11 protein-coding genes and 2 pseudogenes are annotated in these 15,276 nt (G+C 52.8%); 2 read left to right on the top strand and 11 right to left on the bottom strand.

Going from position 1 to position 15,276, the window contains the following annotated elements:
* Window positions 1–34 precede the first annotated feature (34 nt).
* From EN807_RS17755 to EN807_RS17735, 5 genes are all read right to left on the bottom strand, one after another.
* A complete protein-coding gene (locus EN807_RS17755) occupies window positions 35–2,416 on the bottom strand; it encodes a polysaccharide biosynthesis tyrosine autokinase (RefSeq protein WP_135936049.1) in 2,382 nt (793 codons plus the stop codon).
* A gap of 45 nt (window positions 2,417–2,461) precedes the next feature.
* The gene (locus EN807_RS17750; RefSeq protein WP_135936048.1) at window positions 2,462–3,238 is read right to left on the bottom strand and encodes a polysaccharide biosynthesis/export family protein; all 777 of its coding nucleotides are present in this window, start codon (window positions 3,236–3,238) and stop codon (window positions 2,462–2,464) included.
* Window positions 3,238–4,047, bottom strand: a complete 810-nt coding sequence (locus EN807_RS17745; protein WP_135936047.1) for a CpsB/CapC family capsule biosynthesis tyrosine phosphatase — start codon at window positions 4,045–4,047, stop codon at window positions 3,238–3,240. The genes EN807_RS17750 and EN807_RS17745 overlap by 1 nt, the downstream gene beginning before the upstream one ends.
* Before the next feature lie 382 nt (window positions 4,048–4,429).
* Window positions 4,430–4,945 (bottom strand): hypothetical protein, encoded by a 516-nt coding sequence (locus tag EN807_RS17740; RefSeq protein WP_135936046.1) that lies wholly within the window; start codon window positions 4,943–4,945, stop codon window positions 4,430–4,432.
* A 342-nt stretch (window positions 4,946–5,287) separates the two neighbouring features.
* The gene (locus EN807_RS17735) at window positions 5,288–5,533 is read right to left on the bottom strand and encodes a hypothetical protein (protein ID WP_135936045.1); all 246 of its coding nucleotides are present in this window, start codon (window positions 5,531–5,533) and stop codon (window positions 5,288–5,290) included.
* Between the two features lie 85 nt (window positions 5,534–5,618).
* Here EN807_RS17735 and EN807_RS17730 point away from each other — a divergent pair.
* Window positions 5,619–6,381, top strand: a pseudogene (locus EN807_RS17730) (IS5 family transposase).
* Between the two features lie 369 nt (window positions 6,382–6,750).
* Window positions 6,751–6,855, top strand: a pseudogene (locus EN807_RS17725) (transposase); the annotation flags it as partial.
* A gap of 337 nt (window positions 6,856–7,192) precedes the next feature.
* Here EN807_RS17725 and EN807_RS17720 read toward each other — a convergent pair.
* The 6 genes from EN807_RS17720 to EN807_RS17690 form a co-directional block, all read right to left on the bottom strand.
* Complete coding sequence (locus EN807_RS17720; RefSeq protein WP_135936043.1) at window positions 7,193–7,324, bottom strand: NAD-dependent epimerase/dehydratase family protein; 132 nt, start codon at window positions 7,322–7,324, stop codon at window positions 7,193–7,195.
* A gap of 192 nt (window positions 7,325–7,516) precedes the next feature.
* Window positions 7,517–8,302 (bottom strand): FkbM family methyltransferase, encoded by a 786-nt coding sequence (locus tag EN807_RS17715; protein ID WP_135936042.1) that lies wholly within the window; start codon window positions 8,300–8,302, stop codon window positions 7,517–7,519.
* Window positions 8,303–8,772: 470 nt separating this feature from the next.
* Complete coding sequence (locus EN807_RS17710) at window positions 8,773–9,867, bottom strand: glycosyltransferase family 2 protein (RefSeq protein ID WP_246684185.1); 1,095 nt, start codon at window positions 9,865–9,867, stop codon at window positions 8,773–8,775.
* 480 nt (window positions 9,868–10,347) lie between these two features.
* Window positions 10,348–11,550 carry a glycosyltransferase gene (locus tag EN807_RS17700; protein WP_246684239.1) on the bottom strand — a complete coding sequence of 401 codons (1,203 nt, stop codon included), beginning with the start codon at window positions 11,548–11,550 and terminating at the stop codon, window positions 10,348–10,350.
* A 20-nt stretch (window positions 11,551–11,570) separates the two neighbouring features.
* Entirely contained in the window at window positions 11,571–12,785 is a 1,215-nt protein-coding gene (locus tag EN807_RS17695) for a glycosyltransferase family 4 protein (protein ID WP_135936038.1), read from the bottom strand.
* 1,032 nt (window positions 12,786–13,817) lie between these two features.
* A complete protein-coding gene (locus EN807_RS17690; RefSeq protein ID WP_135936037.1) occupies window positions 13,818–15,149 on the bottom strand; it encodes an O-antigen polymerase in 1,332 nt (443 codons plus the stop codon).
* Window positions 15,150–15,276 lie beyond the last annotated feature (127 nt).

Raw genomic sequence — 15,276 nt, 5'->3', positions numbered from 1 at the left:
ATCCAGCGCGAGGGAAACGGCTGGCGTCTCGGTTTCAAGAAACCGACTTAGCCCGATCGACGAAGCCGCCAACACTAGAACGGATGCGACGAACCAAACGCCTGAACGCCGGAGATTTCGCATAAGCGGGCTGGTCTGCTGCTCCGTCATCGACTTTGCCCTCAATTTTCGGGGTGCTCGCGCCGTAGTCGTAATACTGGTAATTCATATATTTGTAGGCGTAGTTGTAATCGAACTTGTTCACTGAAAACTTCGACATCGCGGCTCCGACCACGTTCGCGCCGGCAGCTCGCAGGCGCTTTAACGCCGTCTTCGCCGACTTGCGTGTCACCTGATTGGTAGAGATGACCATCAACGTGCCCTCGGCAAGCCGGCTGAGAATGGGGGCATCCGACAGGCCAACGACCGGCGGAGCATCGACTATGACAAGATCAAAGCGCTTGCCGAGATTGGTAAGGATTAGTGCCATCTTCGGCGAAGAGAGCAGGTCCGCAGGGTTGGGCGGGATCGTTCCAGAGGTCAGGACGGTCACATTAGGATATTTCGTTGCCCTGAAAATGTTGGCCAAATCCTCCTTGCGGACGGTGTTTGTCAGGAGATTGCTCAGTCCGATTGTATTGTCGAGACCAAACAGCCGATGAAGATTCGGCTTTCGAAGATCACCATCGACAATGAGAACCCTTGCACCGAGAGCGGCAAAATCCTGCCCTAGCTTGAACGACGTGGTTGACTTGCCTTCTGAGGGTTCCGAACTCGTCACCAGCAGCGATCGCGGCGCACCTTCGGCGCCGGAGAACTGCAATGACGTTCGAAGCGAGCGGTAGGCTTCGGACAGTCCTGATTTTTGATCGGCGATGCTTGTTATCAGTTCCCGGTCATCGACAAGCGGCAAGATGCCGAGCATCGCCAATCCCAATTCCTTTTCGATCTGCTCAGGATTGGTAAAGGTATTGTTTAACAACTCGATGATGTAAATAATTGATGCACTCAGAGCTAAGAAAACGGCCAGAGCGACAACAAGATTAACGCTCAGACGCGGAGAATAAGGCATGTTAGGTTGCGCCGCGAAATCGACGATCGCCGCGCTTTGTGTCTTGAGTTCCGAGCTCACACCGACCTCATTTAGCTTGGCGATCAGGCTATCATACTGCGATCGGTTTGAATCGACCTCCCGCTTCAGGATCGTGTATTTGATATTCTTGTCGTTGAATACGACCTGCTGCCTTTCCATTTCCTCAAGTTTCGACTTAAGGTCCGCTTCCTTATCCTGAGCTTCCTGATACTTCAGCCGCAGTGAATCTGTTATTGCCAAGACACCATTGTCATAAAGCCGCCGCAACTCCTTAATCTGCGACTGAAGCTGCTGCATTTCTGGAAAACCAGGCTTCAGTATGCCTAACTTTTGCTGATACTGGCTGGTCAAATCCGCCAATTTCTCGGTGAGCTTCTGTAGGCCTTCGCTTTCCAGGACTGGACCGAGGCTCGACCCTCGACCTTTGTCGATTTGGTCTACGGCCCGCCCAGCATCGAGACGATCCTGGATTGCTGTCGCAAGCGCCGTGTTCAGCGCCTCGATGTTCGATCCTATCAGCGATTTGTCATCGCCGGTTGTCGTAATGCCTGCATCCTTGGCATAAGCGACGAGTTCCTCCTCGGACTTCTGTAGCTTTTGCTTTACCTGCAAAACCTGTTCCTGGATAAATTGCCGTGCCAGGTCGGAGGTTTCGCCGGTCTGATCGAGTCGCTGATCGATAAAGCTTTGCGCGACCTGATTGGCTATATCACTTGCATATTTCGGTTTCTGGTCGGCAAACGAAATCGAAAGCAGGCTCGTGTTGGTGACCAGATTGACCGTGAGGTTACTGAGAACGCGACCGATCGCAATTGCTTCGCGCTGCTCCGGGGTTTTTTCTTCTATGGAAGGCGATTTGGAAATTCCGAACGCACGATAGAAAATATTGCTAATGGAGAAGTCCGGCGTCGGGAACAGGAAGTCTGGCTTTTCGCTAAGCCCCAATTGGAACACGACACGCTGCGCCAATGCGCGGCTTTTAAGCTTTTCACGGGCGGTCAGAAACGCTCGGACATCGCTGTTTTCCGAAACCACCTCGATGTCCTGGAAGACCTTGGCTGAAGGAACCAACACTTCCAACTGCGTTGTTGCCTGATATTTTGGCGTCTGCATCATGGTAACAATGGCGCCGGCAACCAGCCCGGCTGCCGCCATCATGACAATCAGCCACCGATATTGGACAACGTAAAAGAGCAGCTTGAGCGGATTAAAGCCGTCGTCCGGCTCCGAGTAATCGCGGCCATATGAGCTATAGTTTTGCGCACCGTCATAATACAGGTCGGGGGACAACGCTTGGCCATGTCCTGGCCCTGCAATTTGATGCTGCCTGTTACGATCGAGCATGGCGCGAGGTAATCCTAGGATTGTCTGACCGGTTGCGATTTACGATCACGGGATCACAGCAATGCGGGCTGCACTCGAGGCAACACCGAGGGCGTCCTTGAGATTGTTCAGCGCAATTTTCGATTTCGACGCGAAGACGACAATCTTGTCGCCACCATAGATGCGTGGATTGCGGCTCTTCCCAGCACGAATCTGCTCCACATTGTAATTTGCGACCAAAGTATTTTGGCCGATATTGCGATAGACAAAGACCTTTCCCGCATCGCCAACGGGATTGAACCCTCCAGCAAGGGCGATCGCATCGATGAGAGAAGAATTGCTCGACACCGGAAAGATACCGGCCCTAGTGACTTCGCCATCGACGGTAATGCGCTGTCCGATCGATTCCTTGACGTAGACCGACACATCGGGCGACTGCAGATAGTTCGCCCCGTAAGCCGTTTCGATTTCCTGCTCCAGCTGACGGACGGTCTTTCCTGCCGCAGTGACGGTCCCGATAAGTGGAAGCGAAATCTGCCCGCCGGAGTCGACTTGAACGATTCTGTTCAGGTTGTCGACCTGGAACACATTCACCTCGAGCACGTCGTTTGGAGACAAAGGCTGCTCGTTGCCATTCTGCGTGTTCTGCGGCGCAGGCAGGTCCTTTACGACCTGCAGAGCACCGCCGCCCGAAAGCGGCGCCGGCGTTGAGGCCAATTGCAGCGCATCGATCGTAGACGGCGGTGTCTTTGAGGAGGTGCTAGTGCATGCAGATACCGTGATCAAAGCGAGCAAGGCACATAACGTGCCCGTATAGCTCTTTGCGAAATGAAAAACGGCCATCACGCGGTCCCGCCCTTCAACAAACGACCCAACCCTGCAAAGCGACTAACGTTGCTGGGGCTTGGCTTTTTCAAGCGTACCTTTCCGACCGGCTCGAGAGGCCGGTTCGCCAATATTTCGCCTGGGCGTTTCAACACCATATTGCGGGCCTCATCTTCCCCACATCGCTTTGTGGCAGCGGCGACTGCCTGTGAAAGCCCAGGGGGCCGGCGGGTGGCACCATGGGTGTCCGATGCGATGATATCCACCCTACCCTCATCAATCAGCTTTTCCGAATAGTAAAGCGCCGTACGTCCAAAAGCACCAACAATCGAGCCTGCCGTAAGCTGAACAAGGCAGCCGATTGCATTCAACCTTTCGACAACATCGTAATTTGCCTTGATCCAGGTTAGCCGCTCAGGATGGGTAAGAATCGGAATGAACCCGGCGTTTATGAGGCGTAGAGCAAGATCTTCCAGTCTTGGCGGTAAAACGTGGTGCGGCGGTTCGAACAGAAAATAGCGAGATCTGTTCAAGGTCGGCACGCCACCTAGCGCCAATTGCTCCGGAAGATCCGGCGCGACGTGCACGTCGGCGCCAACGTAAAGAGCAAGCGGTATTGCCGCCCGGCGTAGTGCCTGCTCCAACCCTTGAACCGCGCGGGCAATGTTTGCCGATCCGTTTTCGTACATGCCCGGCACAATATGCGGCGTGCACGCCATATGGGTCGTTCCATCTGCCACCGCTAGCCGCGCCATTTCCAGAGATTCAGCAAGATTAAGCGAGCCGTCATCAAGGCCGGGCAAGATATGGGAATGCAAGTCGATCATTGGCGTTTGTGGCCGCACTGAAGCAACGTGGCGACTTCTCCCAAATAATAGACAAATGCGCCACCCGCACGATAGCGAATGACGCATTTATCAAGCATGTAATGCGGTAGATGCCAGATTCAAGCTATTCGCTGACAGCGCTTTCGTCATAGTGCAAGCTGATAGCCAGCGTTGCCGCGCCACCTGTCACAGTGCCACCCAGTCGGATGTGACGAATTCTCCCAAGACAAAACGCATTCAACTACAACTCAACGTAATAGAGCGGTACGGTTAACGAATTCCATCAACATCTCCGCCTCCAGCCGGCGCGTCAGAGCTAAGGGTCGGCAAACATAATATAGCAGAGGCAGTCACAACGCCACTGCTATATTGTCTACCGGGCTTAAGGGCTGACGCCGCCGTCGCCGTCGTCATCGTCTTGCGTTGCAGCAAGAATACCAGCCGCACCAGCCATGCCCCCAAAAATATAGAGCGGAGTGTTGGACCGGCGGTCGCCGCCCGGGGCAATCTGACCCGTATGCTCAGAGCTAACGGCGGCAGCCGTCTGCTCGGAGCCCACAACCTTCAGGCAGATATTGTTCTCGACACGGGAAATATTGAGGCTTGAATTCGCCGGTACATCCAGATTGCAGCCACCGACATTGACGAAAGCCGATCCTCTAGCACCGACCACTACGCGGCTGCCGAAATCCAGTGCACTTCCCGCCTTGGCAGGGCCATAGCCAGCGGCTTGCGAAACCATTACGTCGCCGTTGGCATGCCCGATGGAACCAATCGAATTTGCCGCTCCCTGATAGGGCGTCGTGCAGGTGCATGATGTGTCCTGAGCGAAAGATGAAACCGGGAAGCCGATCGAGGCGACAAATCCGGCCAACGCAATTTTTACAGTAAGGTTCATTCGTTTCGATCCTTTTTGTCCCGCCGTACCTCGGCCCGCCCAAGCACTAAGGCATTGAATAGCGCGTAACAGCTTTCTGCTTTGATTCCAACCTGCTTTCGCACTTGCGAGATAATTTTTGGTTTCCGCTGTGCTTCATTTGACACACTCAGTTGGCAGAATCTGCCATTTTCGCTGCTAGCCGTAATTGGCAAATTATCGAAGAGCTATCCGGGATCTTTTGCTGAACAAGTACTGGCTTAGGCGCTGTGGTCGGCCGCCCAACCCTATTAGATGGACGCGCCGTCTAAGCCTTGTTAGGCCGTAAACTCATTAATTCGGAACGACCGAAATGGGTTGAAGCTATCGGGTATTGGACGGAGGAAGGCGAAGCTTGGCTTGCGAGGTGACTCTTTCGACAAGCTCAAGGGGGACAGCCTCCCGATGTGCAGTGAGCGTCAGCGCGCCATCAGTGTCAGCGTAAAACACCTCCAGCACAAGCACATAGGGGTGCTCGGTCTCATCCATCAATTCTAGCGCCATGCCGTCCCGGTGAACGTCACTTTGCAGGTAAATCTCGTAGCGGCGACCGAGGTGCTCAAAGCTCATCCCGTCATACTTTCAAAGCGATCAGCTGGCCGCAATGGGTCTGATGAGACTTTCATATTGGGGCGAAATCTGATTCAGGCGCCGCATGAGCCGATATGACCTGACTGACTTCGAATGGCGCGTGATCGCGCCGCTGTTGCCCAACAAACCACGTGGCGTGCCGCGAGTGAACGACCGGCGCGTGCTGAGTATCTTCTGGGTGCTGCGATCCGGTGCGCCATGGCGCGATCTGCCAGAGCGATACGGCCCACGCACCACCTGCTACAACCGCTTTGTCCGATGGCGAAAAGCAGGTGTGTGGGACCGCCTGATGGATGTGATTACGAATGCCCACGAGGGCAAAGTCCAGATGATCGATACCTCAGTCGTTCGCGTCCACCAGCAGGGTGCGACGGCAAAAAGGGGGATCAAGATCATTGTCTCGGTCGTTCCCGAGGCGGGCTTACAACCAAAATCCATGCTCTTGTCGACGCGCAAGGCAGGCCGATCAAGCTGATGCTCACGGCAGGCCAGAAGAGCGACATCGCCTCCGCAGTGGACTTGATCAAGGATTTGCCGGAGGGCGCAATGCTTCTCGCCGACAAGGGTTATGATGCCAACGCATTGCGCACTGTCATCACCGAGCGAAAGGCATGGGCCAACATCCCGCCCAAGGCCAACCGCAAGGACCCGATCTGCTTCAGTCCCTTCCTCTACAAGGCGCGCAACCTCGTCGAGCGCTTCTTCAACAAAGCCAAGCAGTTCCGCCGCATCGCAACCCGCTACGACAAGCTAGCCGAGAACTATCTCGCCGCTCTCAACTCGTCTCAATCCGCATCTGGCTACGCGGTAATGAGTCTACGCCCTAGCGCGCCGGCGGGGCAGATTCTTCGCAAGTTCGACCGGCAAGCAGATCGGCGCCTGGCGAGCATGATGACGTGATCAAATTCTAGATGATGCCGGGAACGCCGACCAAAAAGCCTGGGGCAACGTGGTAACGGATATTTCGTCGTCGAGAGCTCCGCTTGGTGTCTCTTCAAGATGCCGATGATCTGTTCGTCAAAAATCTCGATCGCTTCATTGCCTGTCACCTCATCCGGTGACGTGCTCCCCGGATTTCGGACCGTTCTGGGCTGGAATTTTCTATTTATGACCCCGGGTTCGGGAGATGGACGATTCCGTATTCTCGAAGGCGCAGATCGCATTGATTCTGCACACCAGGCCGAGGAGGGACGCCGGCAGCGGAGGTGTGCCGCAAGGCCGGCATGTCGGATGCGACGTTCCACAACTGGAAGAAGCGCTATTGCGGGCTGACGCCGTCGGAGGTCAAGCGCATGCGTTAGCTCGAGGATGAGAACAACCGGCTGAAGAAGATCGTCCCGACCTGACACTCGACAAGGCCATGCTGCGGGATGTCGTGCGCCGAAAACTATGAGGCCTGCCCGTCACCGGCGGCTCGTGGATGAGGTTCGGGCGGACTGGAAAGTGTCAATCCGGCGGGCATGCGCGACGTTTCTGATCGATACGTCGCTCTATCACTACAAGCCGAAGCGCAGCGAGCAGGCGACCTCAAAAGCAGGATCAAGGAGATCGCCCAGACGCGGGTGTTCTGCTGCGCCGGGAGGGTGGGCGGTCACCCGAAGCGAATCTATCGCCTTTACAATGAGATGGGCCTGCAGCTCAGGAACAAGACGCCGAAGCACAGATGACCTCGTGGCTCTGATTTAGAAACTTGTCCATTAGATGGGAACCAAGAAAACCGGCACCGCCAGTTACCAGAATGCGTTTCCGGCTTTCCGAAATGGGAGGCAAGGGATCAAGTTGTCCTATTATACATAGAGCCCACCTCTAAATGCAGATTGCCGTCTTTGCAAAACCGATTTGGCGAGCGCAACAGCTGCCGCCCAAATCCAGTCGAATCTGTCGTAAGAGCCGCCTCCCCCGAGGCCTACCAAGATCGCCTCCTGATTTCATACACAATAGTTCTCAAGAGAAGCGCCACTCCTACCCCGCTTTGATATACCAGTCATCAAATTTAGAAAGCTGTTCAAACTTCCGCACGTAGCCATTGCCGCTCAGAAGCCGATAGATTTCTTCACGCGCTGGGGTATAGTTGTGCTCACATGTAATAACGTTAAATCGGTAAGAGTTAAAGTCAAAATTCTTCAATATCGAAAACTCGCTCCCCTCAGTATCTATCGATAAGTAGTCTATTACTTTTGGCGCATTAAACTTTTTGAGAAGATCGTTAAGAGAAATCGTTTCGACGTCATAAACCCGACCGGTATTCCTTTCTCTTCTTCGCGTGTCTGAGTCACTGAAGGCGTGGACCGTGGACAATTCAGCGTTTTCAACCTCGTTGAACTTCAGGATCGAACCCGACTCGCTCCAAACGCATCGGGTTTCGACGTGAACGCCGCGCCTTCGCCTCAAGCTGTCGTGCCAAACCTTCGCAGGTTCCGCGAGAATACCACTCCAACCGAAGCACTTCTCTAACAAATAACTGTTGCTCAGATTCACACCGTTAGTGGCGCCGAATTCCACAAAATAACCATTTTCTTTAAACCCTGTTTCAGACAGAACAAAAAGATCTTGTCGGAGTTGCGACTTTGACTCACGCAAAACCGCCAATGCGGGTGCAGCGTATTCGGCGGGCAATGCACGAATGAAATCGAGGTCAGAGATAGCTGATCTGCTCTCTTCAAGAGATAGTAAGGTCTCGTGCCGAATCACGGCAATATCGCATCTACGAAGGACGGATTTTAGAAATCCTTTCATGCCTTTATTCATGCAATATACCTTATCGTTTGCGGTTTGGCATTCCAGCGAGTTGACCTACCATGGAAGCTAACCCAGCCCCAACGCGGCTCTGGCGGGCTTTGGTCTTATGAAGCCATGGTAACAACGAAAAGGCGACGCAGTTAATCGGAGATACATTGCCAAAATGTCCAGTTCCACGATGTGGGTGCGCTGCGACGAAGTCGCGCCTTCCAACTGGGGCAGTCGTTGTCCGGAGCATTCGAGGCCAAGGGCCACACGAGCATTGGCTGGCCCAATCGCACGCACCGGCCTGGAAATGGTAGCGAAGCGCGTGCAGTTCTCGACAACTGCGTGCCGGTCCAGTGTTGTCACGACGGTCAGCATTTGCCGAACGACTTCATGCTTGGGGATCCGGGCCTCAACATTCTTGATTGCTCCCCCGGAAATCAGATTCGACCATACTTCGCCTGCGTAATTTCCCTCGAATCCATCTAGAACAACTAGCTTTGAATAGCCAAATCCTCAAGGATCAAATTCCTGATAGAAAAGAAGTACCAAAGTTTGTAAAACGCATAGGAAAACCCTGGACGGCCATCAAGGAACCCAAATTTCGCTATGTAGGTGTAGAAAAAATAACCCCAGGGGAACCACCATTTATCAATGTACCTGTATTTTACTTTTTGCCTGTCAGTGAGATTTTCATGGCCTTTTTCTCTTAGTATTTTATAACGCCTAGATTCCCATCTAGCATAATTGATGTGCCTCTCAAGAAAACGGTCCAACCCCTTGTAATCTTCGTGACGTATAGAAGTTTTTATCTCCCCGATCTTTCCGATCAAAACAGGATGCTCATGCACCTCCATGTCAAGATTGCTCCAGTTGGATTCTTCGATTCTTTCATAAAGGCCAGCGTCTACTCTAAAAAGGGCCAACTTACGTTGCGGCAACCCGTAACGCAATTCATGACCTAGGAAATAGTTGGTATAGCGCAGCCAAAATCCAGAATTATCAGTTGAATGAATGACCCGCTCGAGTTCGTTGCTGAAGGCAACCGAAATGAATTCATCTGCGTCAAGGAATAGAACCCAAGGCGTGTTGAACTTGTAGGTCATAAGTACCCAATTTCGCTTCTTTGGGTACTCGCCGTTCCACACAAAATCGAGAATCGTGGCCCCGGAATTCTTTGCTATTTCCTTTGTTCGATCAGTGCTTCCCGAATCGACTACGACGACCTCAGCAAACCGTTGCAATCTCGCGAGACATTGTGGAAGGTTCTGCTCTTCATTTTTGACCGGAATGACGACAGTGACCGGGAGTTGGCCTGGTTCCGACCTGCCTTTGGCGGACCGTGTCTCAACTGGGGAGTCATCGCTATAGGAAGCCACATCACCTTGCGTCATTGTGCCTTCACTTATCGCCCGGTTTGGAAGGGGTTGTACCCAAGGATTTATCGTCCCTAAGGCCTGCGGCGTTGGCTTTCCAGTCGAGATGAGATTGTCGCTCCCCGATCTTTCGGGCAGGATTGCCAGCCACAACGAGCGCCGGGAGGACGCTTCGCATTGCGACAGCCCGCGCTCCGACAACAGCTCCTGCACCTATTTCGACCCCCGGTCCGATGAATGCGTCTGCACAAATCCACGCGCTATCCCCTATGTTGATAGACGATTTCACGAGTGTCATTGAGGGCGACCTGAAATCATGCGTGCCCGCACACAGGTGAGCCCCCTGCGAGACGGTCACGTTGGCCCCCATTGTTATCGGACCCAAGGCATAAAGAATGGCACCGTCGCCTATGGCGGAATGATCTCCGATGGCAAGATTCCAGGGAATCGTGATCCGGACGGTGGGATACAAATGAACACATATACCCACCTGGGCACCGAAGAGCCGCAAAAGCAAACACCGGAACCTCCAAAATGGCCGCGGCGAGAAGCGGAAGAATGGCCAAGCCACGGACCATAACACCCGACCGACCTGCTCTCGGCGGCTCCATTTCGCTGCGGCGCGGTTTCCTACGATGTCAAGTTTCACACGATTTGGTCGAGTTTGTGCCGAGGACAGCGGATCATCGCACCTCATTGATCAATTTCAACACATGGAGGTGGATTACCCCCATCGAGGATCCAATGGTAGACCTCAACGTGGCTACGGGCTATCTCATCCCAAACAAATCTTGCTTCCACCAAGTTCCGGCCAGAAGTACCATAATCCTGCAAATCAGGGCGAACCAGGTCCTGGGCAAGTCTCGCCGCAAGGACAGGCGGATCCGTCTCGATCCGTATTGCCGCCGACTCGGTAAACCCTTCTGGGAGATTGCATGCGTCAGTCATAAATACCGGAAGTCGGTAGGCCCATGCCTCGAGCACCGACATAGGCAGCCCTTCCGAATAGGACGGCAGTATGAAGGCATCGGCCTGCCGCAGCGCGAGATCCTTTCGTTCGTCGTAAAGCGGGCCTAGGAACAATACATCGTGCTGGAGACCTTTTTTCGTCACCAATTCCCGTAGGCGCTGCTCGTGGCCCCCATCGTCCCATCCCGCAAAAACTAGCCGCCACGAATCGACTACCGAAACGCCATCGCTCCGGAGTATCGACCAGGCCTCAATCAATTCTTCGATTCCTTTTTTCGGATGCAGTCTGCCTAGGAAAAGCAGGACACGCCGCCCGTCCGAACACCAACATTCCGCGGATCGGGCATCGCCTCTCCGCCAATCAGGAAGATCTATCCCATTGGGGATAATTGCGATCGGATTGGCAAGCCCGTAACTGCGGATCGCTTGGGCCTCGGATCGGTTCAGGGCATGGATGCAAGATGCGCCTCGCAAGTTCGACCCTTCAAAGAGGAATTCTACAGTCTTCTTTTTCCATCGCGAATTTCGCAAAGCCCAAGGGTCCAGCATTCCTCGAGGAGAAATCATCACCTTGCCCCCGGTTCGCCGTCGCCAAGCCAACACCTGCGCTGAAGTCGTATGCCAGATCCCGTGCTGATGTACTAGATCGAAGTGCGTCTGACCCAAAGCCTTGCCAATCGAAGGCGCATATTTGATCGACGAAATACCGCAATACCGGGCGGAGAGAGGAACTATCGGTAACCAAGAGGTAATATCTTGCGCCGTGTATCGGTCGGCGTATCCCATGACTGAGACGTCATTATTGAATGCCTGCAAAGTTTGTGCGGATCGACGAACTGAATTATATAATCCCCCTCCCGATCTCGATAGGCTTCCAGTCACAATTGCCAACGAGAGATGCCGCTGAATGTTTGAAGCCCGGATCATATTGAGTTCTGGGGTAACGGTCACCCTTCGAGTCCCTTACTGAACTTTTCAATCGCGTTTACGACACGCGCCCCGTAGCTGTCACGCGTGTTTTCTTTTGATGTCTCGACCGCGGCCTCTGACATGCTGCGTCGAAGGCTGGGTGACCCAAGTACATTCTCAAATGCGAGATGCATTCCATTCTCATCACCCGCATCAAATATAACCCCATCAACACCGGAGGTTATCACAGAACCCGACGCATGGCTGACTATACAAACAAGTCCCAGCGCCATACATTCGTAGATGACTGTAGCAGAACCCTCCGAATAAGATGGGAGAACCAACACGTCGAACTCCTTCAGCTCGCGAAAGAGATCCTCTCTGGAAAGATGCCCGCGCACAATGACATCTCTAGACAGTCTTCTCATAACAGCATCTGGTAGCATTATTGACCCAAATATATGAAACTCCGAGTGAGTATGGTACCTCGATGCCAATTGACAGTAGTCAATAGCGCCTTTTCGATACGAAAACGCTCCTACAAAGGCGACCTTCAGCTTACGATTTTCTGCGAAACGCCTTGGCTCTGCATCAGATGTTATATTTACACCGTATGGAATAACAATCGTCTTCGATTCAGACACACCGAGTCCTATCAACTCATCGCGAACAAATCGCGACGGACATACAATGAGGGCAGATCGTCTCCATTCGGCTTGTTCAATAGCGGATAATACTTCAAGGTATCCAAGCAATGTGCCGAGTCCACTCTCGCTTGACGAAATGCCCTTTCTTGCGACACGTTGCTCGAGCGCTGGAATTAACTTAATCATTTGCATCCGTGGCGCTATGCATTGCTCCAAAATCACGTTGCAACCAAGCTCATTCACCACAGACAATATTGGAAGTAAGGCGGTATCAAAGCCATACAAAATGTTTGCGCCAGTCTCCTTTATTGCCTGCACAGTAGCTCCAGCAAGCGCTTCAGATGCAAATTGATGCGGCCATGCCTCTCCTCGCCAGAAGCGCAAGAGTAGACGGTATGCGAACCCACTTCTCAAATTCCGGAGAACATATGCATCTGGTATCTCAGACCTATATCGCTGCAAGGTCGCCACCTGCGCACTCAGCGGGGAACTAAAGTGTAGATCTGTTACGAACTTACCAAGTATTCCATCCCGGAACAATGCACGCGGAACCGCATAATCCATTCGCGCACCAATTTGTTGCACGACTACTTTTGGGCTAATCATTCTAAATCCATAACGAGCCGGTATACAGTATCGGCGGCTGGCTCATACGAAAGATTGTCCTCGGCATAGTGCTTAATACGTTCCCGCGAGACTTCACCTTTTCCGACCTGATGAAACAAGCTCTCAAGTGCCCGTCCTAATTCTTGTATATCGTACCCGCCGACACATACATAGCTATTAAGGTCTCGCTCAATTCTCTTAGCGCTGGGAAATGGGGTCGAAATCACAGCGAGTCCCGCGCGAAGATATTCCGTTAACCTACCCGGCTGCTGAAACCTATTACCAAAGCTTCTCCTGTAGTCATACAGTAACACACCAATATCTGATGCAGCCATTATTGATAGCATGTTCTCAAAACTCTGGTCACCCAAGTCCACGACGTTTCTCGGAGCAGACTCCGGCACTCGGTTAGGGCCGGTAAACACAATAACACAATTCCGACTATGCGCCGCTTGTATTAAACTGGGAGATAATCGTTCGTTAGAATACCCTCCAGCGAAAATAATTGGGGTATCATCCGTACAACTGATTCCTCGCTTGCGAATAGCTTCCCTTAAGCCAAGGTCAGGATTTGGAAGCGGATATGTGCAAGGTAAGTACGTGGGGACGATGAGCAGCTTACCCGTCCGTCTCGCTAGCCGCGACGCGGCTCTCGCGCGGGTTCGCTCGTTCCAGACTACAAGTGCTGCGCTCCTAACGACTCGCCTTTCAGCGAAAGCTCTAAAGTCTCGCCGGTCTAATATCCAATCTTGTGAATGATACACTATGCGAGGGTGTCGCAGCATGTACGCGAGAAATGCATATCGAGCACTCGCGAATCCTGAAAAGTACAACACCTGGTGCCGCGCGAAGACGCATTTCTTTATAACAGTCCAAACGAACCTAATGACGCCCGTCATCCGCCTGGACGTAGGAATGGGAATCTCTTCAACGCGATGCTGGTGCCCTGAATGCGCCTCTTTCAAATAGCGAAGCATCATATTCTGATGAGGAGCAACCGATGGTTGCGACAAGTAACAAATCGTCAATTGACTATTTAACATCGCAATATTCTCGACCGGCATGCCTCTGGTGCCTCCGTTCGGAGCTGCTGTCTGTCATCATAAAGCGGATCACCCAGAGAGCTCCGCCGTAGAGAAGCATAAAGTTCAAAACTACAATGGGATAGGATGTTGGCATGATGACGGCCAATGGAAGAGCGCAAGCATAGAGCGTCATCGCCCAAACGCTCCCTCGGTTCGCTCTCGCCCACCACCTTGCCAATACGTAAGCAGTTGCTACGAAAAAAACGATCCCAAACGGACCGAATTCCACATATGCTTGCGCCATAGCGGTCGACGTCGAGCCAGTGCGGCCGCTGTAGTTAAACGTATTAACCAAAGCCCTTCCGACGTCGACGTCAATCATTAGAGCATTCTTCAGATCTGCTCCGACGATTTGCGCCGGAACCCATTGAAATACCAACCTGTTCCAACTTGAGGCACCAAAGGTGTGATATCCTAGTTCCGAAGACAGACGTACAAGATAGAAGGCGTTCGTCACCTCCGGATACTGTTGGTCCGAAACAAAAGGAGTTTGTGACCAAAAATCAATTGCAGATATATCTGCAAAGCTGGGCATTTTCCATTCCGATGTCCCGTCCCCGCGCGCAAGTCCCCTCAATGCAGCTACAGCGAAAACAACAATAGTTCCGACTGGCATTCCGAGCAGTACGCCTACACGCGGCAGAACGGCGCGTCTTGCAAACCAGAATGCAAGCGAAAGAGCTATAAACAGCTCTAACATAGCCCTTCGCCGAAAATAAACGAGAACCAGAGGAAAGTACAGTGCGGCGTTGGCCAGGAAAAGTAGCACTGCCATGCGACTCTTAAACCGTAATAGGAGGTAAGTGGAAAGAAACATCGAAAGCATTTTCAAATTGAGGAAAAAGTACATAATCGTTAAAGGACCGCTCCACATCGTCTCATTGCGTTCATCCAAACTGCGCATGCCCATGGCGATCCACATTGACCATGCCACCAGCGTCACCAAGCCCGTCACGCGAGTAATATCTCTCTGAGACGCGAATACCCGCACCGGGGTCTTCGCGAGTTGATAGGCTTCCGCGCGGACGCCCCAATGCCAGCCGATGTGAACGCTAAACAAGCAAGCAGCGAAGAACAGGTTCAATACCGCTAAATATGTCGCATCTAAGTTGCCGAGCTGCCCTCGCAACTGCCACAGCTGAGGAAGAAGCCAGCCGGCATATACAGCCGCACACAATGGAGGGAGTTTAAGATAACCATGGGGCTGGATAAATGCCCCAACTAGGATTCCGCATGTCGTGACTAGCAAGATAAGGAAGGATATTACTTCGGCCATCATAATGACGTCCTACTGCGAGTTTCCGGGGTCGGCAATCAGAATAGCGAGCCGGGCTTGGGGAATGAAGCGGTGCAACTCACGTCTTTTTAAGTCTTGAGGCTGGCGTGGCCTTGGCCCGCTGTGGGGC

The organism is Mesorhizobium sp. M5C.F.Ca.ET.164.01.1.1, assembly GCF_004792125.1.
Lineage (GTDB): Bacteria > Pseudomonadota > Alphaproteobacteria > Rhizobiales > Rhizobiaceae > Mesorhizobium > Mesorhizobium wenxiniae.
Note: the sequence above shows the minus strand (reverse complement) of the source record. Positions and strands in the feature narration are given on the sequence as shown.